The organism is Luteolibacter rhizosphaerae, assembly GCF_025950095.1.
Taxonomy (GTDB): Bacteria; Verrucomicrobiota; Verrucomicrobiia; order Verrucomicrobiales; family Akkermansiaceae; genus Haloferula; species Haloferula rhizosphaerae.
The window spans coordinates 1-23,260 of sequence record NZ_JAPDDR010000006.1; the positions used below are offsets into that span (position 1 = coordinate 1).

The window sequence follows — 23,260 nt, forward strand, 5'->3', positions numbered from 1 at the left end:
ATCGAAACCTTTTACAACCCGGTGCGCCTCCACAGCTCGCTGGGCTATCAATCGCCCGTGGAATACGAACAATCCCTCAACCACAGCTAACCCCCGAAACCGTGTCCGCGCTTTCAAAGTAAGATCAGGTTGCGAGGAACGAGCTACCCCGGGTTGCATTCGGAGCAGATATCTACCTCGAAGAGGTTGCGCATGGGCGCGGCCCGCCTTTCCTTTGTCAAACCCCTCCCAGCAGATATTTCGCCGCCTGCTCCACATCCTTATCCCCGCGCCCCGAAAGGTTCGCGATGATGATGGAATCCTTCGGGAGGCTCCCCGCGATTTTCGAGACGTAGGCCATCGCATGCGAGCTCTCCAGCGCGGGCAGGATGCCCTCCGTGTGCGCCAGTTCCTTGAACGCGGACAGCGCCTCGTCGTCCGTCGCGTAGGTGTATTCCACCCGGCCGATGTTTTGAAGGTAGGCATGTTCCGGCCCCACGGCGGCATAATCGAGGCCTGCGGAAACCGAATGCGTCAGCTCGATCTGCCCGTCCTCGTTCGCCAGCAACCAGGTCTTCGTGCCTTGCAGCACGCCCAGCTTGCCGCCTTGGAAACGCGCCGCGTGCTTCTCCGGCAGAATGCCTAGACCACCAGCCTCCACGCCCACCATGCGGACGTCCTCGTCCTGCAGGAAGGGATGGAACAGGCCGATCGCATTCGATCCGCCTCCGACACAAGCCACCAGCAGGTCCGGCAAGCGGCCCTCCTTCGCCAGAATCTGCTCGCGGGCTTCCAAGCCGATCACGCGGTGGAAATCGCGGACCATCATCGGGAAGGGATGCGAGCCCAGCGCCGAGCCGAGAATGTAGTGGGTGTGATCCACCGTGGCCACCCAGTCGCGCATGGCCTCGTTCACCGCTTCCTTCAGCGTCGCTTGGCCCGCCGTCACCGCGCGGACCTCGGCACCCATCAGGCGCATGCGGGCCACGTTCAGGGCCTGACGCTCCATGTCAACGGCACCCATGTAAACCACGCAGTCCATGCCGAAACGCGCGCACACCGTCGCCGTCGCCACGCCGTGCTGGCCGGCCCCGGTCTCCGCGATGATCCGCTTCTTGCCGAGCCGCTTCGCCAGCAGGATCTGGCCGATCGCGTTGTTGATCTTGTGAGCGCCCGTGTGCAGCAGGTCTTCCCGCTTCAGGTAAATCTTCGCGCCGCCCAGCTTTTCCGTCCATCGCTCCGCGAAATACAGTGGAGTCGGCCGGCCCACGTAATTCGTGAGCAAGTCGTCCAGTTCCCGTTGGAATTCCGGATCCTTCCGGGCCTCGTCGTAGGCCGTGGACAGCTCCTGCAGGGGAGCCATCAGGGTTTCCGGAACGAACATCCCGCCGAACTGTCCGAAGTGGCCGGTCGCGTCGGGAAGGGGAGTCGTCAGTGTTGGCATCGCGGCGGGAAGAAACCACAGCCGGACCCGGATGACAGCGGAAAAATCCGGGCAAAAGCCCTGCTGCCGATCCAACAGGAGAAAACCGAGGAAATGGAGAGGAAGCCCAGAGGCTTCCTTCCCTCACTTTCCTCCTGTTCCAATCCTTCGCTATCCCTGCAAAAACGGCTCCACGTCTAGGAAGTCCTGCCCGTGGATGATCTCTGCCAGGATCGGCACGCCGGTGAGCTGCTCGATCATCCCTTTGTTCGTGATCGCCGCGGTATCCAGCTCGTCCGCCAGATGATTCATGACCAGTCCGGCGATCGTCAGACCTTTCGCGCGGATCGAATCAACCGTCAGGATCGTATGGTTCAGGGCACCGAGCCGGTTTCCCACCACGAGGATCACCGGCAGGCCGAGATCCTTCGCCAAGTCTGCCATATCGTAGCCATCCGCCAGCGGCACGCGCCATCCGCCCGCTCCTTCCACGATCACCTGGCGATGCTCGCAGGCGAAGCTGCGATACTTCGCGATCAGGTCCTGCGGATCCACCGGGCGGTTCTCCAGCATGCCCGCGACCAAGGGCGCCACCGACGCCTTCAACCACACGGGATTCACCTCGTCCGGAGTCAGTCCGCCGGAAGCTGCTGCCAGATGGACGGCGTCGTCGCGATCGCCGCAGCACACCGGCTTGAAGCCTGCGGCATCGATTCCCTCGGCCCGGAGGGCCTCCACCAGCAGGCAGGAAAACCTAGTCTTGCCGACTCCCGTGTCCGTTCCGGTGACGAAGTAACTCACGCCGCAGCCGTGGCCGCAGCTATCCCGCCGGTCAAGGCTGATCCTGCTCGGGCACCACGTAAGCCTTCGGCGGCCGCTGTCCCGGCGCATAATACTCGCCGGTGCCTTCCAGATGGCGCTTAATCAGAAACCAGATCGCGATCGCGAGCAGCAGCGACACGATCTTCGGGATCCAGTTCTTTCGGAGCGCCTTTTTCATTTTTGTCGTCGTTCGCGAGGAAGATCTGGGCCATCCGCGCGCGGAACTTTTCCTCGCCCAAATTCCGCTCCAGCACGCCCTCGATGCAAATGGAAATCGCGCCGGTTTCCTCGCTCACGATCACCGCCACGCAGTCGGTTTCCTCCGTCACCCCGATCGCCGCGCGGTGGCGCAGGCCGATCGAGCGGTCGCTCAGTTCCCGCTGGCTCACGGGGAAGACGCAGGCTGCGGCGGACATCTTCTTGTCAGCGATCACCATGCCGCCGTCATGCAGCGGCGTCTTCGGGAAGAAAATCGTCATCGCCAGCTCCGGGGAGAAATCCGCGTTGAGCCTCACTCCGGTCTCCTCGAAGGGCTTCAGGTCGATGTCCCGCTCGATCGCGAAGAGCGCGCCGATGCGCTTTTTGGACAACATCACCACCGAGTCCTCGAAGACCTCCAGGAAGTCGAGCTGGCTCTTGTTGCTGAAATTGAAGAGCCGGCTGCTCCCCAGCTTGGAGAGGGCGTTGCGCAGCTCCGGCTGGAAGATGATCGGCAGCGAGAACAGCAGTAGGATCGCCGCCCGCTGCACCAGCCACCAGATTACTTGGAACTCGAACTGGGAGAGGATCAGCGTGACCGAAACCAAGATCACCACCAGTCCGACCAGAATACGCGCGCCGCGGGTGGCCCGGAAGGCGCGGTAAATCTGATAGATCGCGACGGCCAGGATCAGAATTTCGACCCCGTCCCGCCAGTGATCTCTTAGCTGCTCCCACGCCATTGCGCCACGGATACTACCCCCTCCACCAGCAAGCTGTCATTTCCTTTCGGCCCGCAGGCGAAATTCGTCCCTCAGTAGCAGTAGGGAGCGTAGTAGCCCGGATAATAGCCGCCGTGGTGGTGGTGATTGTGATGTCCCACCGCATAGCCGATCAGTCCGGCTGCCGCGATACCGGCTGCCGCTGCACCCGGATCCACGCTCTGCACCGGGCGCCCGTAGGCATCATAGGTGGTCATGCAGGAAGTTCCGGTCACTGCCACCAAAAGGGCGGCTGTCTTGAGGAGGAGCGCTTTCATCGATGATCGTGATTTCCCCGCTTGGACGCGGGCACTCTTGGATTATTCGGGAAAATTCACGCCCTGCAAGATTGCCTCCGCCATCCGCAGTGCCTGGTGGTTTGGCTTCACCTCGTGCACCCGGTGGATCATCACCCCGGCCTCCCGGGTGGAAGCGGTGATCGCCACCGTCGGCCAAGCCCGGTCAGCCAGGTCGTCGCTGCCCAAGGCCTTTCCGATAAAAGACTTCCGCGAGACGCCGAGCAACACAGGGCGACCGCCCACGGTGAGGCTACCGATGTCCCGCAGGAGCTTGAGATTGTGCCGGATCGTCTTCCCGAAGCCGATTCCCGGATCGAAGCAAATCGCCTCCCGCCGGATACCCCCCCGCTCCAAGGTGGCGAGACGCTCTTCGAAAAACTCCCGGACCTCCGCCACCACATCTTCATAGTGCGGTGCCACCTGCATCGTCCGCGGGTCGCCCTGCATGTGCATCACCACCACGCCGCAACCGCTCGCCGCGCAGACCCGGACCATCTCCGGATCCGCGGTCAGGCCGCTCACGTCGTTCACTACATCTGCCCCGGCCAGCAGTGCTGCCTCCGCGACCGCTGCCTTCGAGGTATCGATCGAAATGCACCCGTCCCACTCCGCTCGCAGCGCGTCGATCACCGGCCGGGTGCGGGCGATCTCTTCCGCGATGGCCACCTCCGGCGCGCCGGGTCGGGTCGATTCTCCGCCCACATCGATGATCTCCGCGCCGTCCCTAATCATCGTGCGAGCATGCTTCAGGGCAGCCTCCACCCCGGCATGCCGTCCGCCGTCCGAAAAGGAATCCGGGGTCACATTCAGAATCCCCATGATTTTTCCCTGCCGGGTCAGATCCATCCGCGAACGCGCCGTTTGCCACCACATGCCGGGTGGGAAATGGCCACTTGCCGCCGCTACCGCCAAGTCATAATCTCCGCGCCATGAACTTCAAAACCCTGCTTGCCACCACGCTCCTGCTCGCGGGAGTCGCCGCCGCCGCCGTGCCCGGCTTGGAGGTCAAGGGCCCCTACGCCAGCGTGAAGCGGAACAAGGACGGCTCCTACGAGGAATTCTCCCGCCCGCCGGACGAGCGCACCATCACCAAGAAGCTCAAGAACGCGAACGGCACGCTGCTCACCACCACCGTGTATCGCCTCACCCCGCAGGGTCATCCGCTCACCTGCGACATCTTCGATGGCAAGGGCACCCGTCTTTTCAAATCCCGCTACGGCTACGACAAGCGCCCGGGCCTGACCTTCGGCAAGCTGCTGGAGGAGCAGATGTTCGATGCCCGCGTGACCCGCAAGGACCCGCAGACCGGCGAGGAGATGCCGATCCGCCGCTTCATTTACACCTACGACGCCCGCGGCAACCGCAACGCGCCGATCGCCATCAACCTGGTCCCCGGCAAGATGGCGGAAGACGTCTTCGGTCCCTCCGGCCTGCAGTTCGACCCCTTCGAAGGACACCCGCTGCCCGGCAAGGACACGGCGAATCCGAAGGGCCAGAAGATCGGGAAGTGATCGGTCTTTCGCATGCGACCGCAAACTCTCCTGCCGTGTCTCCTCGGCGCGGCTGTCGGTGCCGCCGGGTGGATGCAAGCCCTGCACTGGAAGTCCGCCGCGCCCGCGCAGGGCGATGACGAGTCCTCCGCGCGCATCATCGCCTTGGAAGACGAAGTCGCGCTGCTGAAGCGCGAGAATGAGAGCCTGCGCTCGCTCGCGCAGGGCGGCGGCGATTTCAAGGTCGAGCCCGAACTCATCACCTTCGTCGAGCAAGCGCTCGGCTTGAACTTCCGCAGCAGCCCGGTCATCCACCAGATCGCGGTGGAGGAACTGCGCGGCCGCGTCCAAGCCACCATCGAGTCCCGCTACGACACTCATGGCCTCGACTCCCGCGAGCAGGCATGGAAGCTCATGGGCCTGCTTGGTGCCGAGGACCGCTTCGCCCCGCAGTTCGCCCTCACCAAGTCCGAGGGCGCCCGCTCCTGGTTCGATGAAGAGAGCGGCGAGGGCTGGGTGACCAACCGCTTCGACCCGCAATCCATCCCGGATCAAGCCGCGGTGGTCCGCAGCTTGGTGCGCATCCTCATCCACCAGAACTACCCGCCCGGCACCGGCTGGCCCGGCGATGAGATCGCGAACTCCCGGGAAGCCCTTCACCATGGCACCGCCATCGCGATCGAAAGCCGCTTCCTCGCCCGTCAGGCCCTCGCCACCGGCTTCACCGGCGCGCAGGAAGACCAAGGCGTGCGCGGCCTCTTGGATTCCCTGCCCGCCTATGTCCGGGGACTCGCCACCTTTCCCTCCTCGCTGGGCATCCGCCTTGCCAGCCGCCTGATGGATCAGGAGGAGATCCTCTCCGGCCTCAAGCGTCCGCCCGAATTCACCGCTGCCTACTTCCCGGCCGGGGAGGAAATCGAGAAGCCGGATCCGCCCGCACTCCCGGTTACCCCCGGAAACCAGCTCGTCGAGGAATCCGCCGGCATGCTCGGCCTGAACCTGTGGCTTGAGCCGCTGGGCCCGGAGTCAGCCCCCATCGCCGATAGCTGGCGCGGAGACCGCTATCGTCTCTTCGCCACCAGTGACACCGATCTCCATTTGGTATGGGATCTCCGGCTGGATTCGGAGAAGTCCGCCGATGCCTTCTCGGAAGCCGCTCGCTCGATGGTCTCTGCGATGGCCGGCACCGAGAATGATCCCGAGGCGGGCGTGATCACCGAAACCCCGGAGGCCCGCTTCATCGCCGTCGCCCGGCCTGCGCCGGATGTGGTCCGCTTCGTGAATGCGACCTCGCAAGAGATTGCGAAATCCTTTATCCCCTGAGCAATGCCCGTCGAAGCCGCCGCAGGACTTGCCGAAGCGGTGGCTGGATTGAATCCCGGCGAGCGGCAGGCTCTCGTGCGGAGACCAAGCTGGTGGCGCTTGTCATGGTCATCCTCGGGTCCGCCGCAATGCTGACGGCACTGCATTTCGGGCGAACGGACATCCGCATCCGCCAGAAGGGCTGGAGCAGTCCTTATAATGTCCAAGTGGTTTTAGCCAAAGGAGAGCGGACGAAGACAGTCCACATCGAGAGGGACGAGCTGAAGATCCTTCGCGGGCGTTGGGATACCCTGACGGTGACGGATTCCCGCTATCCCCCGTCCACCCACGCGATCTCCGGGACAAAGATGAAGCTTTGGCTCGATATAAAAACGACCCCCCGTGAAGATTTGAGGGATGCCGCCGTCAGAAAGACCGTGAACCTCATCGAGGAAAAACTTCGCAACAACGCGGAAAGGGGAAAGCCATGAGCTTCGATCCACCTCCGCTGCCGCCGGGATATGGCGAGGACGGGCCATTCAATCCTCCCGAAGGTGAAGAGCCGGATCTCGAGGTCGACTCACCACTGGTGCAGAAAGCCTCCGAGCCGGAGCTCATCCCGCCGCGGCGATCATGGCTCCCGGCACGTCTCGTCTGGATCTTCCTCGCCGCCGCCTGCCTCGGCCTCTATCTCGGCCCCCTGAGTGTGGAACTCAGCTTTCAGGACGACCGCGGGCGTATCCCGCGCGAGTTCGTGGCGACCCTCCGTCGCGGCGATGCCGAGAAGAAAGTCATTGTGGACGATGGCGATCTGCGTGTCCTGCGCTGGCGCTGGACGCATCTTGAGATCACCGATCTCTCCTACATCGGGGAAACCCATGAGATTCAGGGCAAGCACATGACCATCGCCATCGAGCGGAATACCTCGCGCAAGCTGAAGGATGCCGCCCGCGGCTCCAGCTCCATCCCGCAGCGCGGCGATCCGGATCCGCGGCACGACCGTTGACCTTGCCTCGGGCGGCTGGTCTGATCGGCTGGCCGATGGACCTCCTAGCCCTCGCCGTCACCCTCTTCCTCGTTCTCGATCCCTTCGGGAATGCGGCGATCTTCCATTCCGTTCTGGCCAAGATCCCGGAAGACCGCCGTCGCCGCGTGCTTGCCCGTGAGCTGATCTTCGCCCTCGTGATCCTGCTGGGCTTCCTCTTCGTGGGGAAATACCTCCTCGCTTTCCTCGGCGTCAGGCCCGCCACGCTTAGCATCTCCGGCGGCATCCTGCTTTTCCTCATCGCCCTGGGCATGGTCTTTCCCACCCGTTCGATGCTCGGGGAGTCAGGGGATGAAGAGCCCTTCATCGTGCCTCTGGCCGTGCCGCTCATGGCCGGCCCTTCCAGCATCGCGCTGATCTTCCTCACCGCGACCAAGTATCCTCTCCAGATCGGCTCGATCGCCCTCGCGGTGAGCGCCGCATGGCTGGTCTCCGCTGTCATCCTTTACTTCTCGCCTGCACTGCTCCGCTTGCTTGGGACGAAAGGAACCCGTGCTCTTGAGCGCCTCATGGGCCTCCTGCTCATCCTCGTCTCGGTTCAAATGTTCCTTGATGGGGTATCCACCTACAGCGCATCCTCCGCCCCGTGATTGCCCGACGCGTCATCTTCGAGGGCCGCGTGCAAGGCGTGGGTTTCCGCTATACCACCAAGGACATTGCCAAGGGCTTCGAGGTCTGCGGCACGGTCAAGAATCTCGTCGACGGCACCGTCGAACTGGAGGTCATGGGCGAGCGCGACGAGGTCGAAGCCTTCCTCAAGGAAATCGCGGAGGAGTCCCCGCTGGCCCATAACATCAAGGGCATGCACGTGAAGAACATCCCGCCGCTTGAAGGCGTGAAGGGCTTCACGATCGAGCGCTAGCGCTTTTCCCTGAATAGACCGCGGGCAGGGCCGTCTGTTCTTGTTAGAATGCCCCTGCCGAACTCCGTATCCGCCATGTCGCCCCGCCGTCCTCAAGTCTGCGTCCTCGGCAGCGCCGAGCCCGGCTCGCCCGCCTTCGAATTGGCCGCCGCCGCAGGCACTTTGTTGGCCAGGCTCGGCATCACCGTAGTCAGCGGCTGCGGCAGCCCGGCCACCCGCGTCGCTGCGGAGAGCGCGCTCGCTGCCGGAGGCGAGGTCGTCAGCATCATCCCTTCGGACGATATAAAGACGGAGAACTGGCCCTGCACCGTGCTCATCCCCTGCGGCATGGGGGATGCCCGGAATCTCCTCATGGCCCTCGCCGGAGATGCCTGCATCGTCATTGGCGGCCGCGCCGGCACCATTTCGGAAGTCTGCCTCGCATGGCTCCATCGCCGCCCCTTGCTTCCTCTAACAGGTTGCGGCGGATGGTCCGATCAGCTTGAGCAGAACCCGCCCGACGAGCGCAAGAACTCGCCGATCCTACCTTGGTCCTCGGTCGAGATGCTGCAAGCCCGCCTGAAAGAACTCGGTTTGGTCTAGGCCACTAGCGGTTCGGCCAGGTTTTGGCCAAGGCATCGTCCGATTCTCCATCGAACTCCATCAGAGAGTAGCTCCGCTTGAATTCGTCCAGCGACGCAGCTTGGTCGTTTGAGCCTAGAACCATTGCATCGATGCAGAAGTGATAGCTGGAGTAGTACCATTTGCCGTCTGATCCCTTCGCGATAAAGAGGTCATAGACCTTCGGATCCTGCTTGTGGCAGCGGGAACGATAAGCCAGCCACGAGCCGTCTTCATTGAAGATCGCTTCGCCATCATACCATTCGCCGTCACCGGGCTGTGCAGGCGTCGGAGCCGCGGCGAGGTCGGCGCGGATCGACTGGATCATCGCATCCTTCGCGGCCCTCCGTTCCCGGGTGTGATAAACGTCACCGCCGTTCCTGAGGTAGTGCAATGAAGCGCCCGCCGCGAGGACCGCGATCAAGCTCAAGGTGAGCAGCATCGTCTTGCGCTTCATGGACCGTCTCAATCTATCCGAAACTGGCGCGGGAGAAAGCATGAATCATCAAGCTCACCAGTGAAAGTAGCACCAGAAGCCCACTCAGCACCGTCCACCGTTTCGTGAACCAATCCGAGCGGTGCCGCTCCAGCCAGATCGTCCCCACAACCCACGCCGCAGGGATCAGCAGTAGCAGGAAGCCCCAGTCGCGCAGCATGAGGATCTCCCAAGGCCCTTCGCCTCTCCTGACTCGCGGGGCCGCTGCCACGAACATCGACCCGGCCAAAATCACCACGCAGTGCGCCACCGCGAAGATCGACTGCATGGCGTTGTCGCGGACGATAGGCATGGATCCTCAATCTTGTCTCAGCCCCGGCAACTCGCCACCAGCCATTCCAGATAGCCCGTGGATCCTGCCGCGATGGGGAGCGCCAGAATTTCCGGCACCTCATACGGATGCAGCTCACGGATCGCGGCCTCCAACTCCGGGTAGCAGGTGGTCTTGATGATCCCCATCACCTCGCTCGCCTGCTCCACCTTCCCCTCCCAGCGGTAGATGGATTCCACGCCGGGCAGAAGATTGACGCAGGCCGCCACTTGCCTTTCCACCAAGGCTGCGCCAATCTGTCGCGCCTGCTCGATATCCGGGAAAGTGCAAAGAACGACCATGGCGTTTTCCATGGCTCTTCTGAACACTTGAAACCGACAACTAGCAAACTCTGCCTTCTCTTTGAAACCCGGCTTCCTTGACAAAATCCTCGCCCGCATCGACCGGATCGATCCGGCGGAAGCACGCCAACTTCTCGACCGTCTGGTGCGGGAGAAGGGTTTCCTGGAGCAGGTCTTCGAGGCGCTTCACGAGGGCGTCATCGTGCTGGATGGGGAAGGGGAGATCTCCTTCATCAACGGGGCCGCCTGCCGCTTCTTCGGCCTGAATCCGGAAGCTGCCCAAGGCACCCTCATCACCGCCCGCATCCCAGGACTGGATTGGGCCTCGCTGGTGAAGCCCGGCATGGTGGTCTCGCGGGATCTGGAGATCTTCTATCCGGAGAACCGCTTCCTGAATTTCTATCTCTCGCCGATCAAACACGAGCAGTCCCCGGGCACCAATTTCGGCTGGGTCATGCTCGTCCGCGACCTGACCGTGACGCGCGCCGAGGCGGAGCAGACCTTGGAGTCCGAGCGCTTGAATGCCCTGACCCTGCTTGCCGCCGGCGTCGCCCATGAAATCGGGAATCCCCTGAACTCGCTGGACATCCATCTCCAGCTCATGGCCCGCAAGCTGAAGAAGCTGCCGCCCGGGGACCGCAAGCCGCTGGAGGAAAATCTCGAAACCGCCCGCAGCGAGATCAAGCGGCTCGATACGATCCTCCGCCAGTTCCTGCAGGCCATCCGCCCCACCACGCCGAACCGCGAGCGCTGCGATCTGCCCAAGGTGCTCTCCGACGCGCTGCGGCTCCTCGAACCGGAACTCGAAACCCGCGGCATCGCCGTCGAGCTTTCCCTCGCTACCGATTTTCCGCTCATGGAGGTGGATTCAGGGCAGTTCCAGCAGGTCTTCTACAACCTGATCCGGAATGCCTATCAGGCCATCGGCGGGGCAGGCGGCATCATCCGCGTGAGCGCCCGCGCGAACGAATACGAGGCCATCTTCACCATCGAGGACAACGGCACCGGCATCCCCCCGGAGCAGATGGGCTCCCTGTTCGAACCCTACCGCACTACCAAGCAATCCGGCACCGGCCTCGGCCTGCTGATCGTTCGCCGCGTCGTCCGCGAGCACGGTGGCGAGATCGAGGTCCAGAGCGAACCCGGCAGCGGCACCCGCATCCTCATCCATCTTCCCCGCGGTCCGCGCCCGGTCCGCTTGCTGGAAGCCGACCGCGTGATCGATATCGAAGCCAGCAGCCACTAGATGCCGGTTCCATCGTTCGGAAATTCTGAATTCGTCATTTCCTCATGACTCCGACTCTCCTGATCGCCGACGACGAACGCGCCACCCGTGATGGCCTCCGCTCCGCCTTGGAGGAGGAGTTCGAGGTATTCACCGCTTCGAATTCGAAGGAGGCACTCCAAGTCCTCAAGTCCGAGCCTATCGACCTCCTCCTCACCGATCTCCGCATGGGCGGGGATTCCGGTATGGACCTTCTGAGCGAGGCGATGAAGCTGCCCAATCCGCCCGTGTCCATCATGATGACGGCCTATGGCTCGGTGGATACCGCAGTGGAGGCCATGCGCCGCGGGGCCTGGCACTTCGTCACCAAGCCGCTGAATCTTGACGAGGTCGAAATGCTGCTGAAGCGCGCCCTGCGCAATCGCAAGCTGGAGACGGAGAACACCCAGCTCCGCGCGCAAATCGCGGATTCCTCCGGTCTGGAACGCCTTGCAGGCAAGTCGCCTGCCATCCAGCGCGTGATCGATGTGGTCAGGCAGGTCGCGCCCACCCGCGCCACCGTGCTGATCGAAGGGGAATCAGGTACCGGGAAGGAGGTGGTGGCGCATGCAATCCACCGTCTCAGCGGCCGCCCGCCGGAGAAACTGGTGATCGTCCACTGCGCCGCTCTCGCCCCGCAGATTCTGGAAAGCGAGCTCTTCGGCCACGAGAAGGGGGCCTTCACCGGCGCGGTCCAGCGCCGCATCGGCCGCTTCGAGCAGGCGGATGGCGGCACCCTCTTCCTCGATGAGATCGGTGAGATCGATGCCTCGATCCAAGTGAAGCTCCTCCGCGCCCTTTCCGAGCGCACCATCGAGCGGGTCGGCTCGAATACCCCGGTGAAGGTGGATGTCCGCCTCGTCGCCGCCACCAACAAGAATCTCTCGGCCATGGTCGCGCGCGGGGATTTCCGGGAAGATCTTTACTTCCGCTTGAATGTCGTGCGGATCGAAATGCCGCCGTTGCGGGAGCGCGCGGAGGACATCGTGATCCTCGCCGGAGCCTTCCTGAAGGAGTTCGCGGAGGAAAACGGTCGCCCGGTGAAGCCTCTCAGCGATGCCGCACTTTCCCGCCTCCGTGCCTATCCGTGGCCCGGTAATGTCCGCGAGCTCCGCACCGCCATCGAGCACGGTGTGGTGATGAGCAATGACCCGGTGATCGACCTGCATCATTTGCCCTCCTCCGTGACGGGAGATGCCCCCCTCGCGATTCTCCCCGTGACGGTCCCGGCAGAGGGTAAAATCACCCTTGCCGCTCCCCGGGAATTCAACTTGCATGCGCTCGAAACTAGCGCCATCCGCTCCGCCCTGGCACAAGCCGGAGGCAACCGGACGCGGGCTGCCGAACTTCTCGGCATCAGCCGCCGAACCCTCCAGCGCAAGCTGAAGGAGGAGGAAGACTGAAGCTCGCCGAGGCCCCGCGACCGATTCCACATGAGCAGCCCCACGACCTCGCATTTTGAAACGGCGGTGATGATCCGCCGGATCTTGTTTTTCCTGGTTCTGATCAGTTTCACCCTGCTCAACCTGCTGCCTCTTTTCCGGGGGCTGAATACGCCGCAGGCCATGGAGCAGGCGGCCATCGGGCGGGAGATCGCCCGCGGCAATGGCTTTGTGACCAAGATGGTCCGCCCGCTCGCCTATTATGAGGCGGAGAAGGAGAACAGCGGCCCGGTGGCCTTCACCGATTTCCGGGACACCTATCATGCGCCGCTGAACCCCTTGATCCTCGGGGCCGCGCTCAAGCTCGTGGGGGCCGACAAGCCCGACGCTTGGCCGATGGGCACCGGCGAGTTGATCTATCCCTTGGACCGTGTGGTCGCCTTGGTCTCGACACTCTTCTTTCTGATGTCGATCGGGGTCTGCTACCTGCTGGTAGGCAGGATATTCGATCCCAAGATAGCCGGCGTCACCGCGGTGCTCATGATGCTCTGCGACCTGATGTGGCAGTTTTCCCAGAGCGGCCTGCCGCAGATGCTGCTCATGCTGCTCTTTTCCTGCGGCCTCTATTTCACCTACCGCGCCATGGAGGCGCAGGAGGAAGGTCGGAGTAGCTTGGGCATGGCCATCCTCGGCACGGCCTTCTTCGTGCTGATGTGCTTGGCCCATTGGATCGCAATCTGGATCTTTCTCGGCTTCGCGATCTTCGCCGCCGTGGTCTTCCGGCCGCGCGGTGTGGTGGCTCTGGCCGCCCTCGGCCTGCTGGCGGTGGCCATCAGCGTCCCGCTGATCCGGGCAAACGATATCACGGGCCAGCCTTTCGGCACCGGCTTCTACGTCTTCTATAATGGCCTCGCCGGTGGTGCGGAGTCCATGGTGATGAGAAACCATGACCTCCAGAGCGAGCCCCTTTCCTTGGATGGTCTCCTGTTGAAAATCCTCGGCACGACCTTGGTGCAGGCTTCGGACCTCCTGCCCTTCCTGGGCGGTATTCTTGCCGCGCCGGTGTTCTTCATCTCCTTGCTCCACCCCTTCAAGCGCCGAACCATCGCCCATTTCCGCTGGGGGATCCTGCTCATGTGGGCATTCGCCGCCCTCGGCATGGCCGTTTTCGGGATTGATCGGGATCTCTCCACCAACCCGAACCAGATCCATATTCTCTTTGCCCCGATCATGGCGGCCTATGGATTGGCCTTCATCTCCATCCTTTGGACCCGGCTTGATTTCGTGGCCCAGGCTCCCTTCCTGCGGAACGCCCATTTCGTGGTGCTCATCGTTCTTTCCGCCGCCCCCATGCTCCTCACGCTCCCGAACAAGGTGAAGATCGGCATGTGGCTCAGCAAGGGCGGCGTTCCATGGGAGGGCTATCGCGCCGACTTGCTGAGCAAGAATCTCCCGGAATACTTCAAGCCGAAGGACAAGACCAGTGAGGTTCCGACTCCCGTGATCGTCTCCGACCAACCTTGGGCGGTCGCATGGTACACGGACACGCCCTCCGTCTGGTTGCCCAAGAACCGTCGTGGTTTCGAGAAATTGGAAGACACGGCCGCCCGTCTTGGCACTCCCTTCACTGGCATCCTCATCACTCCGAGCTCCTTCGATTCGGGTATCCCATCGACAGTCCGGGGCCAGTATGGCGAGTTCGGATCCTTGGTTTTCAACGGCTACGTGAGCACCCTCACCGCCAGCAGCGCCCAGCGGAATGGCATCGCCATCATGTCCATGGACGGCAAGCTCGAGCCCATCGCCCGCCGCTATGACGTCCTGCGCCCTCTCACTTGGGAGTTCGTCTGGTACGGCAGCCGAACCACCGCCCCGGAGGGTCAGCGCTGATGGCTACCCGTAAAAAAGCCGATCCGGCAGCCGCCGAAACGGGCGAAACCAGCTTCGAAGCCGCCCTCGCCGAGCTGGAGGGAATCGTCGCCGCCATGGAGGAAGAGCAACTTCCTCTTGAGGAATTGGTCGCCCGCTACGAAAAGGGCTCGAAATTGCTCGCGCGCTGCGAGACGGTCCTCGCCTCCGCCCGGAAACGCCTCCAAACCATCTCCGCCCAAGCCGCTGCCGATGCCGCGGCGGCCGCCGGGGAGAATGAAGATTCTCCGGACGAAGACGACGAACCTGCCGGCCACCAGCCCGGCACCCCGGACGATAACGACGACGATGACGACATCCGCCTCTTCTGAGCATTCCGCCCTCGGCCCCTTGCTTGCCGCCATCCGTTCGCCTGAAGACGTCAAAAATCTCCCGGAGGCCGATCTGATCAAGCTGGCCGCGGAGATCCGGCATTCGCTCATCACCTGCCTTTCCCGGACCGGCGGTCACCTCGGCCCGAATCTCGGCGTCGTCGAACTCACCGTCGCGCTTCACCGCGTCTTCTCCACGCCGGAGGACCAGTTCGTCTTCGATGTCGCCCACCAGGGTTACGTCCACAAGATGCTCACCGGCCGTGCCGACCGCATCCACACGATCCGCACTTACCAAGGCTTGAACGGCTTCCTGCTCCGCAGCGAGTCGGAGCACGATAGCTACGGCGCGGGCCACGCCGGCACCGCTCTTTCCGCCGCCCTTGGCATGGCCGCCGCCCGCGATCTCGCGAAGGAAGACAGCCATGTCGTCGCCGTGGCCGGAGATGCCGCGTTTACTTGCGGCCCTACCCTCGAGGCGCTCAACAACATCGCGGAAACCACCAAGCGTTTCATCGTCGTGCTGAACGACAACGAGTGGTCGATCGACAAGAACGTCGGCGCCATCGCCCGCTATTTCAACGCCCTCCAGACCCACTCGACCTACGCCAGCGTCCGCAACACCGCCGCGGATTTCGTAGAGAAAGTGGCCGGCAAGGCCGTCCGCAAGCTCGCCCACAAGGTCGAGGAAGGCGCGAAGAACCTGCTCTTCCCGAACGTGCTTTTCGAGAAGTTCGGCCTGCGCTACTACGGCCCGATCGACGGTCACGATCTGCCGCTATTGGTCCGCACCTTCGAGCACCTCAAGACGCTCAACGAGCCGGTCGTCCTCCACATCATCACGGAGAAGGGCCGCGGCTATCAGCCGGCCCTCGACAATCCCGGCAAGTTCCACGGCCTCGGCGCCTACAAGATCGAGGACGGCTCCACCGATGTCTCGGCGACTCCGACTTGCTCGGACATCTTCGGCCGCACCGTGACCGACATGGCCAAGGCGGACGAAAAGGTCGTCGCCATCACCGCCGCCATGCCCGGCGGCACCAAGCTGGAGATCTTCAAGAAGGAGCTTCCCGCCCGCTACTATGACGTGGGCATCGCGGAAGAACACGCCGCGCTCTTCGCTTGCGGCATGGCCACGAAGGGTTTCAAGCCCTTCCTCGCCATCTACTCCACCTTCATGCAGCGCGCCTATGACATGATCATCCATGACATGGCGCTGCAGGGACTGCCCGTCCGCCTCTGCATGGACCGTGGCGGTCTCTCCGGCGATGACGGCCCGACCCACCACGGCCTTTTCGATATCGGCTACCTCCGCCCCGTTCCCGGCTTGGTTCACATGCAGCCTGCGAATGAAGCGGAGTTCATCGCGATGCTGAAGTGGATGTCTACCTACGAGGCCGGCCCCTCGGCCATCCGTTATCCCCGCGGCCCGATCAACGGTACCCCGCTCGAAGCCTCGGTCACGCCGATCGAACTCGGCAAGTCGGTGGTCGTCGCGGAAGGCACGGATGTTCTTCTCCTGGGTCTCGGTACCCTTTTCTCCATGGCGGAGAAGACCAAGGCCATGCTTGAAGAGCGCGGCCTTTCCGTCTCCCTAGTCAACCCGCGCTTCATCAAGCCTCTCGACACCTCGGTCATCGAGCGCCTCGCCAAGCAAGCCAAGGTCGTCTGCACCTTCGAGGACCACGTCCTCCACAATGGTTTCGGCTGCGGCGTCATCGAGCTCCTCTCCGACGCCCGCATCACCACTCCCGTCGAGCGCATCGGCTGGCCGGATGAGTTCGTCGAGCACGGCAAGCCGGACATCCTCATGAAGCTCCACGGCATGACCGCGGAAGCCGCATTCGAGAAGATCATCGCGCACTTCTAAGAGCCTCTCTCCATCATGGCCGAGTTCATCGAAAGAGTCGCCACCGACTGGATCGAAGTCCGTGCCAAACACGTGCGCGTCCGCAAGGGCCACCCCGGCATGCTGCAAATGAAGCAGCTCCGGGCGCTCTTTGAAGCCGATAGTCTCCCGGTAATGAGTTGCTTTTGGATCACCCGGGACAAGCGCATCCACTTCAAGCCGAACTTCCCGGCCTCCCTGCGCCCCGCAGTTCGCGCGATCATGCTCCCCTGAAACGCAGGGTTGCAATTTGCCCGATCTAACGGTTTGAGCATCTCCGTTTCTCGTTCATTATCAGCAATCGGGATCCGGGCATGCCCCTTGCGAATGGGAAGGGGTTATGAAACAGCCCTTATGGATTGCCGCAGGCATGCTCTCCCTCGCCACTCTCACCCAGTGCGACAAGGCCGAGCACCAGGTTGAAAAGATCGAGAGCAAGGCCGACATGAGCTTTGCCAAGAACACCTTCGAGTCCCTCGCGCGGGGTGATTCCGCCGTCATCGACAAGATCGACTGGGCCACTCTCACCGCGATGGGCCAGAATATCGGTGCCGCCTACTCCCAGCTTCCCTCGGAAACCGAGAAGCGGAACCTCGAAACCACCTTCGTCACCCAGTTCGCCACCTCCTTCCGTGAGTCCGGCGGCTCCCCTGACAAGTTCGAGAACTGGCGCGTCAGCCATCACGACGATCTCAAGACCGAGGTCGCTGCCGACTCCGGCGGCGGTACCATCACGATCACCGTCACCGAGCGCGACAGCAAGGAGCGCATCTCCGGCCTCGGCTTCATCCGTTAATTCGGCTCACGCCTCGACTTCCAAGGTCGGGGCCACCGACACCACCGCGTCCAGAAAGGATGGGAACTCCGGTTCCCATCCTATTTTCCGCAGCTTGGCATTCGACACCCGCTTGTGCGTCCAACCCCGCTTCCGGTTCGGATCCCTTGGTCCGCTCGGCGGCAACTCCCTCCCGAAGATGTCGGCGAGCGCCTCATAGCACGCCCTCTGGCTCATCGGCCCCGAATCGGAAACATTGTAGATCCCCGGCCCCTCCACCTCAGCCAGCGTCCGCACCGCCCTCGCCGCATCATCGCGATGGATCTGGTTCAAAAATCGCCGACCATCCTCCTCGATCACCGCCTCGCCGTTCAGGAACTTCTTCAGAATCACGCTGCGGCCCGGCCCATAGATCCCGGAGAGCCGTGCCACGCCCCCCCCCGCAGCCAGCACCAGCTCCTCCGTCTCGCGCAGGATCATCCCCGTCTCGCGATCCGGCATGGCCGCGCTCTCCTCCGTCACCTCCGAGCCATCCGTCTGCGCATAGACCGAGCTGCTCGAAGTGAAGATCAGCCTCACGCCCGGAAACGCCTCTAGCAGATTCCGGCACCCGTCCCGATACACCGCACGGTAAGCCTCCGGCCCGCCCCGGCCCGATGCCGCGCAGTGCACGATCAAGTCCGGTGCGATGTCCAAGCCTCCCACCGCCTCCGCCGAGGACACATCGCAGGCAAGCGTCCCATCTCCTCCTGAAAGCGACAGCGCCACCACCTCCCAGCCTTCCTCGCGGAACTCGCGGGAAATCGCTTGGCCCAGATAGCCATGGCCGCAGAGCAGGAGAATCGGCATGCCGCTTTCTCACCCCGCCTCGGCATCATGTAAAGAAGCTCAAGCCCCCGCCTCAACCGATCGGCTTGATATAATAGCTCCGCGACACCCCCTCGATATCGTGGTGGATATGGAAGGCCTCCGGGCAATCCTGCTCGATCGCATCCAGAATCTCCGGCAGCTCCTCGTGCGTCACGATCGTCCGCACCAGATGCAGCGGCTCCGCCGAGTATCCGCCCGTCCCGCCTTGGATCGTGAAGGTCCGGTGCGGCGCCGCCTTCGTGATCGCCCTCCCGATCTTGTCCGGCTCTTTCCCGAAGGCCGTGATCATCACCAGTTTGAACTTCCGGAAGAAGTTGTTCAGCGTCTCCGCCCCGGTGAAGATGAAGATCGCCGTATACATCAGCGTGTTGATCACCGGCTCGATCTTCCCGGACGAGAAGTATTCCAGCACCAGACCGAAGACGCAGGAGATCGCCGCGGAAATCACCGCGATGCTTCCCACCGGCTTCAGATACTTCATCGCGAACCACGCCCCCAGGATGTCCTCGTCCCCGGTCGAGCCCCGCAGCCGCAGCGCCAGCGCCTTCGCCAGTCCCGACAAGATCCCGCCGAAGAGCACCAGGATCAGCCGCTCGTCATGCGCATCCGCCATCTTCATCTCCGGCAGCAGCGGCAGCGCCACCAGTACCATCCCTACCGAGAGCGCCGTCCGGATCGCAAAGGTTTTACTGATCTTCTTGAAGGCGAATCCCACCAGGATCGCCTGCGAGATCCCGTAGAGGATCATGAACAGCGAATCGCTCTTGAAGAAATAAGCCAGCGCCGCCGCCACCCCCTCGAAGCCCGTCAGGATCACCTTCGCGGGGAACACGAAATACTTCAGCGCGATGGCGTACAATAACCCGGAGGCCGCCAGCGCGGTGTATTCCAGCACGGGGTGCCGCCGATCAAGCCAAGCGCGGAGGTTCAATGCACCGACAGTAGTGATACCGGTCTCTCCTCGGCAAGGCTGTCCCCATTCCAATTCGACCTGTTATCTCCACTAGCCCCTCACTTCGGTATCTCGTTCAGCGTATACCACCCCTCGTCATGCCATAGCTTCGCCCCGGAGGCCGCCTTCACCCCTGCCGCCTTCAAATGGTGCACATGCCCCTGCACCATCCCGTTCACCTTCAGCCGCACCTTCATCTTGTCCGCGGATACTTCCGCAGCCATCACCTTCGGCTTGAAGTGATCCACCTCCGGCGAGCCATACTCCGCCTGATAGATGTAGGTCCAAGCATCCAGCGCATAGGACTCCGGCTTGCCCGCCGTCTCCGCATCCACCGGCTCGGTGAAGCTCACCTCGAAGCCATCCCGCAGCGCCGAGATTGTATGCATCTCGAAGGGCGTCTTGCCCGTCCACCGCACCCGCTCGAAGGTGAAGGGCTTGCTCCCGCTCGATGCCCAACCGCGGTTCGTCCCGCCGATGAATACCGTGCCGTCCTCCGCCTGCCGCACGGGCACCAGCCCGGCTTCAAAGCCTTCCAGAAAATGGAACACCGCGCCCTGATAGAGCCCGTTCACCTTCTCCAGACACACGCGCTGCAGTTCGGATTTCGTCTGCTCGCCCACGTAGAGCTGCTTCTCCCAGGGGCCGAACTTCCCGCCCGTCGTGTCCGCCACGATCCCCGAGGGTGAGTGCCCCACCTTCGCGTGCGGGAATACCACTGTCGGCGGCACGAATTCCGGGATCCGCTTCCGCTCTGCCAGGATCCGTGACTTGTCGTTCGGCTCCACCGGCCGCGGCCCGATCGCCTTCGTATCCGCATAGAACTTGTTCCCCTGCGGATTGCCTTGGAAGGAACCCGGCTTCAGCCACTTCAGCGAGGACGAGCCGTTCCACGGCCCTTGGTTGTCGGTATAGAAGACATCGCCCTCCGCATTCATGCCAATCCCCCCCGGCGAGCGGATTCCCGAGCAGGTCGGGATCATCTCGCCCTTCGGCGTGATCCTCAGCGCCCAGCCACGATACGGCGATTCCGCGGTGAAGGAGCCCGTCAGGCACAGCACCGTCCAGATATCCCCGTTCTTATCCGGATCGGAGCCGAAGATATATTCATGATAGTCCCCCTTGATCCCCCAGTCCGAGTTGATCGTCTCGAAGGTATCGGCCTTGCCGTCGCCGTCGCTATCCTTGATCCGCGTGATCTCCGGGCGCTGCGTCAGATACAGCCAGCCATCCTTCCAGAACATTCCCAGCGGCTCGTGCAGCCCCTCCGCGAACTTCGACCAGTTCACCTTCGAGAGATCGGAGCCATACGCGCCCGTGCAGATCCACAGGTCGCCGCGCCGCGAAGTCACCGCGATCTTCTGCTCCGGCATCAGCGCGATCGAGCCCAGCTCCATCACCTCGCCCGGTGGTAGCGGGATCTCCTCCCGGATGTAGAAGTCGGATTGCTGCTGGGCCTGAAGCGCGGTCACCAGACCGGTGGCGATCAATCCGCAGAGGGAAGCGTGGGTGAGTAGGCTGTTCATGGAAAAGGCACTTGAAACTTTGTAACTCATCGATCGTCGTCTCTAACGACACATCTCTCGCCTTCGAGAGCTAACGGGGTGGCCATCAGACACCCCGAGGTAAGCGGAGCGCGAAATTTGCTCCCCCAGGCGACGGAAAGGAGGCAGCCCGGTGTAAGCGCGGCGCCAACCTTCTCCTTCCTCTAGAGCCCCAAAGGGGCGGCGAGGAGAAAGCCCAAGGGAAGCGAAGCGCAACCCTGGGTCAGACCCCGACCCACCTGCGCACCCTGAAGGGGTGCGAGGAGGATGGGATAAACCCTTGCGTCTCCGCACTTGGACCATCACTTCCACGAGTAGGTAACCGTTGCCGGCTTTCCGGGTGAAACCTTCACGAAGACCTTCCCATCCCGACTGACGAGACCTTCCCCCTCCGCCTTCACGCGAACCGCACCCAGCTCGAAACCCTCCGGCCCCTCCTTCACCCCCGCCTTCTCCGCGATCAGGATCTCCATCGGGCCTCCCTCTCCATTCACGGCGATCGTGCGCGCTAGGGCCGGCTCTCCGGTAGCACCTGCAGGCTTCCACGTGTCTAACAAAAACTGCGCTCCCACCTGCACCGAGAAGGTCGGGTTCCCTGCCGCATCCAGCTTGTAGCCGCGGAAGCGCGCATTATCCGGCAGCGCCCGACTCCCGCTCAGCTTCACCACCTTCTCGCCCGCCGGCGCCTGGTTACCTTGCCCGCGATCCGTCCAGTGCCGCGAGGCATCCATGAACGAGCCGGTCCAGATCAGCTCCGGCGCGAGATCGTCCGCGCTGTATGCCATGTTCACGTTGCCCGGGAATCCGATGCCGATGCCACGCGGCGTGGTTCCCTCGATGAAGTTGCGGTAGACCACGGCCCGCCCGTTCAGCGGCACCAGCGGGATCGGTTCGCGTCCGCCTTTCACCGAGGTGTCGGAGAGGCTCTTCCAGCCCGGCACGCTCGCATTCCGCCACGCCAGCGCGATACCCTCGTTGCCGTAATACTCGAAGTATTCCACGCGGATTTTGTGAGGACCGGCCTCCAGCTTGATCGAGCCTTCTTTCCCGCGACCGCCATCCATCGGCCCGGTCCCGTTCACCTCCGCCACCGTCTTCCCGTCGATGATCACGCGCGCACCGTCGTCGGCATCGATGCGGAAAAGATAGTCCGCAGAGTAGGGGGCAGTCAGGTCTCCTTCCCACACCATCCCGAAGAGATCCGTATGTCCGGCCTTCTTGATGCTGATCTTGCCATCGTGCTCTTCCTCGATGTTCTCCGCCTTGAGCGTGGAGAAGTCCGGCAGCTTCTGCCACTCGCCTTTGTAGACCTGTGAGATCAGGTTCGCGATCGGTGGCTTTGCCGCGGGTAGGGGATGCAGCTTCAGGATCTCATCCTGGGTCCACGGCCCTTTCCGGTCCGCCGTGGCCTCTCGCGTCGCCTTCACGAACTCCGCCGTCACCACCTCCGCCTTGTTGCCCCAGCTCGTCCGCGCATAGCTCAGGATCGCCGCGATCTGGTCGTCCGGCAGCACGCTGCCTTGCGGTGGCATCTCCAGGTTGAATTTCCGGCCGTCCACCTCCACCTCGCCGTGCAGGCCGTGCAGCACGATCTTCACCGGCCGCGCCGCATCGCCCATCACCCAATCGCTCCCGGCCAGCGGTGGAAAGGTTCCTCCCGTTGCCCCCTTGCCATCGGCACCGTGGCAGGCGGAGCAGTAGAGCGTGTAGAGCTGGCCTCCGTCCTGGGCATGGAGTGGCAGGGCACAGAGCGGGGCGAGGAGAGCGGCGCGGAGCAGCATGGGTCACAGAAGAACGTTTATCGGCGGCGCTGCCTATCCCCTGATCTGGTGATATGACAGGAATGGCCCCGAAGCCGGTCTCCGTGTCCGCAGATCAGCGCCGGAAGATTCTCCCCAAAGGAATCTCCAGCCCGGGAAGCAGTTTGGTAGTGATCGCGGGATGGGTCCCGTTCTCCAGCACCATTACCGGTTCGTCACGCTTCGTGAAGAAATCGAAAACCTCGATCGTCTCGGTATCCGGACTTACCAACCACAGCTCCTTCGCGCCATATCGAGCATAGATCTCCCGCTTTACCTTGCGGTCCCGCCGGGCGGTGGATGGCGATAGCACTTCGATCACTAAGTCCGGGGCTCCTTCCGCACCTCGCTCGGAAAGAAGTTCAAGCCGCTCCCCGGAGAAAAAGCAGAGATCCGGGCAGAGCACGTTGTGCTCGCTCAGGTGCACGTCAAAGGGGGCGACAAATAACTTCCCGGGATCTGCACCGGACTCCAAGTGGTTCCCGATGACCAGGATCAAGTTCAATACCAGTTGTTGGTGATTCCGGAAAGGGGAGGGGGCCATGATGATCTCGCCGTCGATCAGCTGGGCGTAGGGCGGGCCTTCCCCGAGCGCCATGAAATCGGCGACGGTTTTCTTGTGCTCCGCGACTACAGCCATGCTTGCAAGCTAGCAGC

At 62.9% G+C, this 23,260-nt stretch carries 28 protein-coding genes; 14 read left to right on the forward strand and 14 right to left on the reverse strand.

Translation table 11 applies throughout. The annotated features are described in order from the left end of the window. Positions 1 to 217: 217 nt before the first annotated feature. The 6 genes from trpB to folP form a co-directional block, all read right to left on the reverse strand. Positions 218 to 1,423 carry a tryptophan synthase subunit beta gene (gene trpB / locus OJ996_RS12195; RefSeq protein WP_264513868.1) on the reverse strand — a complete coding sequence of 402 codons (1,206 nt, stop codon included), beginning with the start codon at positions 1,421 to 1,423 and terminating at the stop codon, positions 218 to 220. A gap of 150 nt (positions 1,424 to 1,573) precedes the next feature. Further along, positions 1,574 to 2,203 (reverse strand): dethiobiotin synthase, encoded by a 630-nt coding sequence (gene bioD, locus OJ996_RS12200; RefSeq protein ID WP_264513869.1) that lies wholly within the window; start codon positions 2,201 to 2,203, stop codon positions 1,574 to 1,576. A 31-nt stretch (positions 2,204 to 2,234) separates the two neighbouring features. Beyond that, the gene (locus OJ996_RS12205; RefSeq protein ID WP_264513870.1) at positions 2,235 to 2,363 is read right to left on the reverse strand and encodes a hypothetical protein; all 129 of its coding nucleotides are present in this window, start codon (positions 2,361 to 2,363) and stop codon (positions 2,235 to 2,237) included. Further along, positions 2,323 to 3,165 (reverse strand): diadenylate cyclase CdaA, encoded by an 843-nt coding sequence (gene cdaA, locus OJ996_RS12210; protein WP_264513871.1) that lies wholly within the window; start codon positions 3,163 to 3,165, stop codon positions 2,323 to 2,325. Before cdaA ends, OJ996_RS12205 begins: the two co-directional genes overlap by 41 nt. A gap of 71 nt (positions 3,166 to 3,236) precedes the next feature. Continuing rightward, entirely contained in the window at positions 3,237 to 3,461 is a 225-nt protein-coding gene (locus tag OJ996_RS12215) for a hypothetical protein (protein WP_264513872.1), read from the reverse strand. Positions 3,462 to 3,503: 42 nt separating this feature from the next. Further along, complete coding sequence (folP, locus tag OJ996_RS12220; RefSeq protein WP_264513873.1) at positions 3,504 to 4,355, reverse strand: dihydropteroate synthase; 852 nt, start codon at positions 4,353 to 4,355, stop codon at positions 3,504 to 3,506. A gap of 56 nt (positions 4,356 to 4,411) precedes the next feature. Between folP and OJ996_RS12225 the strand changes: the two genes are divergently transcribed. The 7 genes from OJ996_RS12225 (at position 4,412) to OJ996_RS12255 (ending at position 8,763) form a co-directional block, all read left to right on the forward strand. Next, positions 4,412 to 4,993 (forward strand): hypothetical protein, encoded by a 582-nt coding sequence (locus OJ996_RS12225; RefSeq protein ID WP_264513874.1) that lies wholly within the window; start codon positions 4,412 to 4,414, stop codon positions 4,991 to 4,993. A gap of 12 nt (positions 4,994 to 5,005) precedes the next feature. Then, positions 5,006 to 6,295 (forward strand): hypothetical protein, encoded by a 1,290-nt coding sequence (locus OJ996_RS12230; protein ID WP_264513875.1) that lies wholly within the window; start codon positions 5,006 to 5,008, stop codon positions 6,293 to 6,295. A 128-nt stretch (positions 6,296 to 6,423) separates the two neighbouring features. Beyond that, the gene (locus tag OJ996_RS12235; RefSeq protein ID WP_264513876.1) at positions 6,424 to 6,765 is read left to right on the forward strand and encodes a hypothetical protein; all 342 of its coding nucleotides are present in this window, start codon (positions 6,424 to 6,426) and stop codon (positions 6,763 to 6,765) included. Beyond that, positions 6,762 to 7,280 (forward strand): hypothetical protein, encoded by a 519-nt coding sequence (locus OJ996_RS12240; RefSeq protein WP_264513877.1) that lies wholly within the window; start codon positions 6,762 to 6,764, stop codon positions 7,278 to 7,280. The genes OJ996_RS12235 and OJ996_RS12240 overlap by 4 nt, the downstream gene beginning before the upstream one ends. Positions 7,281 to 7,315: 35 nt before the next feature. After that, positions 7,316 to 7,909 carry a MarC family protein gene (locus OJ996_RS12245; RefSeq protein WP_264513878.1) on the forward strand — a complete coding sequence of 198 codons (594 nt, stop codon included), beginning with the start codon at positions 7,316 to 7,318 and terminating at the stop codon, positions 7,907 to 7,909. Next, a complete protein-coding gene (locus OJ996_RS12250; protein WP_264513879.1) occupies positions 7,906 to 8,181 on the forward strand; it encodes an acylphosphatase in 276 nt (91 codons plus the stop codon). Before OJ996_RS12245 ends, OJ996_RS12250 begins: the two co-directional genes overlap by 4 nt. Before the next feature lie 75 nt (positions 8,182 to 8,256). Further along, on the forward strand, positions 8,257 to 8,763 hold the full coding sequence (locus OJ996_RS12255; RefSeq protein WP_264513880.1) for an SLOG cluster 4 domain-containing protein: 507 nt from the start codon (positions 8,257 to 8,259) through the stop codon (positions 8,761 to 8,763). Positions 8,764 to 8,767: 4 nt separating this feature from the next. On the opposite strand, the gene OJ996_RS12260 is transcribed toward OJ996_RS12255, so the two are convergent. From OJ996_RS12260 to cutA, 3 genes are read right to left on the reverse strand one after another with little or no spacing between them, the layout of a single operon-like run. Continuing rightward, positions 8,768 to 9,238 (reverse strand): hypothetical protein, encoded by a 471-nt coding sequence (locus OJ996_RS12260; RefSeq protein WP_264513881.1) that lies wholly within the window; start codon positions 9,236 to 9,238, stop codon positions 8,768 to 8,770. A gap of 13 nt (positions 9,239 to 9,251) precedes the next feature. After that, positions 9,252 to 9,569 (reverse strand): hypothetical protein, encoded by a 318-nt coding sequence (locus OJ996_RS12265; protein WP_264513882.1) that lies wholly within the window; start codon positions 9,567 to 9,569, stop codon positions 9,252 to 9,254. Positions 9,570 to 9,586: 17 nt separating this feature from the next. Next, on the reverse strand, positions 9,587 to 9,901 hold the full coding sequence (cutA, locus tag OJ996_RS12270; protein ID WP_264513883.1) for a divalent-cation tolerance protein CutA: 315 nt from the start codon (positions 9,899 to 9,901) through the stop codon (positions 9,587 to 9,589). Between the two features lie 49 nt (positions 9,902 to 9,950). On the opposite strand from cutA, the gene OJ996_RS12275 reads away from it, so the two are divergent. The 7 genes from OJ996_RS12275 to OJ996_RS12305 all read left to right on the forward strand — a co-directional run bounded on the left by OJ996_RS12275 (position 9,951) and on the right by OJ996_RS12305 (position 17,459). Continuing rightward, the gene (locus OJ996_RS12275; RefSeq protein ID WP_264513884.1) at positions 9,951 to 11,135 is read left to right on the forward strand and encodes a sensor histidine kinase; all 1,185 of its coding nucleotides are present in this window, start codon (positions 9,951 to 9,953) and stop codon (positions 11,133 to 11,135) included. Positions 11,136 to 11,179: 44 nt separating this feature from the next. Then, positions 11,180 to 12,556: a sigma-54-dependent transcriptional regulator gene (locus tag OJ996_RS12280; protein WP_264513885.1), complete on the forward strand. Its 1,377-nt coding sequence runs from the start codon at positions 11,180 to 11,182 to the stop codon at positions 12,554 to 12,556. A 30-nt stretch (positions 12,557 to 12,586) separates the two neighbouring features. Beyond that, entirely contained in the window at positions 12,587 to 14,425 is a 1,839-nt protein-coding gene (locus tag OJ996_RS12285; protein WP_264513886.1) for a glycosyltransferase family 39 protein, read from the forward strand. Then, positions 14,425 to 14,775, forward strand: a complete 351-nt coding sequence (gene xseB, locus OJ996_RS12290) for an exodeoxyribonuclease VII small subunit (protein ID WP_264513887.1) — start codon at positions 14,425 to 14,427, stop codon at positions 14,773 to 14,775. Before OJ996_RS12285 ends, xseB begins: the two co-directional genes overlap by 1 nt. After that, positions 14,753 to 16,645 carry a 1-deoxy-D-xylulose-5-phosphate synthase gene (dxs, locus tag OJ996_RS12295; protein WP_264513888.1) on the forward strand — a complete coding sequence of 631 codons (1,893 nt, stop codon included), beginning with the start codon at positions 14,753 to 14,755 and terminating at the stop codon, positions 16,643 to 16,645. The genes xseB and dxs overlap by 23 nt, the downstream gene beginning before the upstream one ends. Positions 16,646 to 16,660: 15 nt before the next feature. After that, positions 16,661 to 16,897, forward strand: coding sequence for a hypothetical protein (locus tag OJ996_RS12300; RefSeq protein ID WP_264513889.1), 237 nt, complete (start codon positions 16,661 to 16,663; stop codon positions 16,895 to 16,897). Positions 16,898 to 17,003: 106 nt separating this feature from the next. Further along, on the forward strand, positions 17,004 to 17,459 hold the full coding sequence (locus OJ996_RS12305) for a hypothetical protein (protein WP_264513890.1): 456 nt from the start codon (positions 17,004 to 17,006) through the stop codon (positions 17,457 to 17,459). 6 nt (positions 17,460 to 17,465) lie between these two features. On the opposite strand, the gene OJ996_RS12310 is transcribed toward OJ996_RS12305, so the two are convergent. The 5 genes from OJ996_RS12310 to OJ996_RS12330 all read right to left on the reverse strand — a co-directional run bounded on the left by OJ996_RS12310 (position 17,466) and on the right by OJ996_RS12330 (position 23,243). Beyond that, entirely contained in the window at positions 17,466 to 18,287 is an 822-nt protein-coding gene (locus tag OJ996_RS12310) for an NAD-dependent epimerase/dehydratase family protein (protein WP_264513891.1), read from the reverse strand. Between the two features lie 52 nt (positions 18,288 to 18,339). Further along, the gene (locus tag OJ996_RS12315) at positions 18,340 to 19,239 is read right to left on the reverse strand and encodes a YitT family protein (protein WP_264513892.1); all 900 of its coding nucleotides are present in this window, start codon (positions 19,237 to 19,239) and stop codon (positions 18,340 to 18,342) included. An 80-nt stretch (positions 19,240 to 19,319) separates the two neighbouring features. Continuing rightward, the gene (locus OJ996_RS12320) at positions 19,320 to 20,786 is read right to left on the reverse strand and encodes a DUF7133 domain-containing protein (RefSeq protein ID WP_264513893.1); all 1,467 of its coding nucleotides are present in this window, start codon (positions 20,784 to 20,786) and stop codon (positions 19,320 to 19,322) included. 320 nt (positions 20,787 to 21,106) lie between these two features. Then, entirely contained in the window at positions 21,107 to 22,585 is a 1,479-nt protein-coding gene (locus tag OJ996_RS12325) for a PA14 domain-containing protein (RefSeq protein ID WP_264513894.1), read from the reverse strand. Positions 22,586 to 22,679: 94 nt separating this feature from the next. After that, a complete protein-coding gene (locus OJ996_RS12330; protein WP_264513895.1) occupies positions 22,680 to 23,243 on the reverse strand; it encodes a Uma2 family endonuclease in 564 nt (187 codons plus the stop codon). Between the last annotated feature and the right edge of the window lie 17 nt (positions 23,244 to 23,260).